Source organism: Brevibacillus gelatini (assembly GCF_003710935.1).
Lineage (GTDB): Bacteria > Bacillota > Bacilli > Brevibacillales > Brevibacillaceae > Brevibacillus > Brevibacillus gelatini.
The window spans coordinates 1-2,439 of record NZ_RHHS01000078.1 but is presented as its reverse complement, the minus strand read 5'-3'; the positions used below and the strand labels follow the sequence as shown (position 1 = coordinate 2,439).

Below are 2,439 nucleotides of genomic sequence, written 5' to 3'. Positions count from 1 at the left end.
ATGTCGATGCCCGGATAGTCTGCTCCAATCTGTTGCAGCAAGGCACCGTAGCTCATGGCCTTGTTCTGGAACGAGCGGCTCTTGCGTTTGACGTCGAGATTGTAGGTGGGAGAAACGGCTTCGAGAGACAAATAAAACACGTCACGCACCGCCTTGATGCCGATCTCCAGAACGATTCCGGCAAAAAGCGGCGTGGCGTTGCCGGCGGCGTCTACCTGACTGATTTCAATGGGGGTCTGCGCCTGAGTCATTTGCACATAGCTGTCTTTCATTTCTTCCGGCACGATTCCGGTTAACGTGAGGCGGGCATGCTCATTCATTTTCTTCGTGATCGTCAACTCTACGAGATGGATCAATTCATAGGGAGAGACTTGCAAATTGTTGTAAGCAATAACGGAAAGACTCATTTTCCTTCCTCTCCTTTCGCAGCATCATCTGACTCAATCACCAGCGAATCCATCTATGTGCGTACATCGTTGCAAAAATATTTGAAAAAGATGCAATAATAACGAAGATAACAAAAAACAGGTCAACTATGGTGTTCTGACCATAATTGACCTGTTTCGTGTAACGCTATACCGTTAATAAGAATACTCTCCAGGTATTCTGTACGTACATCTTAACTTCATTTGTTAGACGGAATGTCAAGTCAAGAGCGACAGAGCTTAGGTTAGCGAATGATTCGGAAGGTGAATTCCATTTCTCACTTCACTACTAAGGTATAAGTGATATTTCACCCAAAAATGCCTCCCCTAGAATTCATCGAAATTCCTCAAAGGTTTTCCAATGTCTATTCTAAGGAGTGCACTCCACTCATGATTCGAGTGGGAATGAGTTGTTAACAGTTTATCAAGTTTTGATTTAAAAAGGGTTACATAATTCCCCCCAAAAGACGTCTCAATTAGGGGGGAAACCACTTTTCATACATTGGTTGATCGAGTTTACACAAAAATCTTGACAGATCTATGGCACTTGGTAAATCGCTTTCCAATAAAATCAAGCACTTTCGATGATCGCCATACGTTAAGAAAAGCTAGCCAAATCATTCTTTGCGCTTGTATATGTGAGTTTTCAGGCCCATCCTATTGTATTTTATGTCCGTAAAAATACTTACATCCTTTTTCCCATTCCATTGACGCTAATAGTTTTACATATTCAATGACCTGACCAGCTATCTTATCATCTACTTTAGTATAGTAATCCGCAGGGCATTTAATTCCGCTCCAAACAGATAACAAGGAGGGGATAGTATCATCTTGCAATTCAGTATTACTAGCCCTAGCTATCATAGTTTCTTGAATAAGCATTTTAGTTAAATGTCCAGGAAAAGCTAATTGACCATCATAATAATATTTTTCTAGATCTTTATTTTTACAAAAAGCAATAAACTCGTTACCTAATTCATCTGCTGAGCACAGTTCATAGGTAGCTTTATCGTAACCTATCATACTACCTATTTTAAATGAAATCTCTTCGCCTAGTTCAGTATCTTCCCATATAGATAACAATCCTAATAAATATGGAATAATTTGATATGATAGTGATTCTTCTGCAAAAGAAACGAATACAGCAACCGTTTCTTGTTCTGCATTAATTAAGAAGTTATTAATTTTTGAAAAATCGTCTGGTGTAGCTACTGAAAAGAACAGCCTGATAGCAACATTTAACAGATCCTTATTTTCACTTGTTTGTATCAAATCAATAAGCTTAGCTTTCTGTGAAAAATCCCCCTGCTTAAAAGCATAGATAAGTTTAATCAACACTACCGATTCTGTGTCACCTATCCCGATACACTCATTTATTTCATTATCCATCCTATCATTTTTATCCCTATACCAAATATCACTAATCAAATCATCCCATATCTCCACAGTCGCTCCTCCTCATTCATTCTGTCCTTAGGCCAACTTTTCTTTGCCATTCCAAAACCTTATTTTGAAAAGTCGTAGCCCGTGTATGCCTATCATTTAATCCAAATCTATAGTTCACTCCATTTTTAACAATTTTTCCTTCTGGATCCTCTGTTATCTTCGCAACTTTAAAATCTTTATTCTTAGTGTATCCATTTTTAGGATCTGCATATTCTTCTTGTAGTTCTTTACTTAACTTTTCTCTACGAATAGTAGATTCACCTGTATGAATAATATTGCTGTCAACATTTTTACCTCCGAAAGCCAATCCCTGAATATGATGGCCTTTCTTCAACTTCCCTCTACTACTAAGTTTATTATACTCTGACCTAGCCTTTTTGAGTTCCTTTCCTTGCACAATAGTACATATATCGGGATCACAGAAAAATTCTAGGTCTTCTTTGTATAATTGTTTAGCTTCATCATAGTGAGGACCAAAAATCTCTTTACCTTTTGGTTGTTTATCTCCTTTACCCGTCCCCTCAGGAACCTTCTCCGGCGTCTTCCCACCACCAGGTGAATCGGACTT

General features: G+C 38.5%; 1 protein-coding gene and 2 pseudogenes. All 3 read right to left on the bottom strand.

Annotated elements, in window-relative coordinates; all coding sequences use genetic code 11:
- Positions 1 to 407, bottom strand: a pseudogene (locus EDM57_RS22725) (hypothetical protein); the annotation flags it as partial.
- Positions 408 to 1,082: 675 nt separating this feature from the next.
- Entirely contained in the window at positions 1,083 to 1,871 is a 789-nt protein-coding gene (gene imm47, locus EDM57_RS22720) for an Imm47 family immunity protein (RefSeq protein ID WP_122906944.1), read from the bottom strand.
- A 16-nt stretch (positions 1,872 to 1,887) separates the two neighbouring features.
- A pseudogene (locus tag EDM57_RS22715) lies at positions 1,888 to 2,439 on the bottom strand (WXG100 family type VII secretion target); the annotation flags it as partial.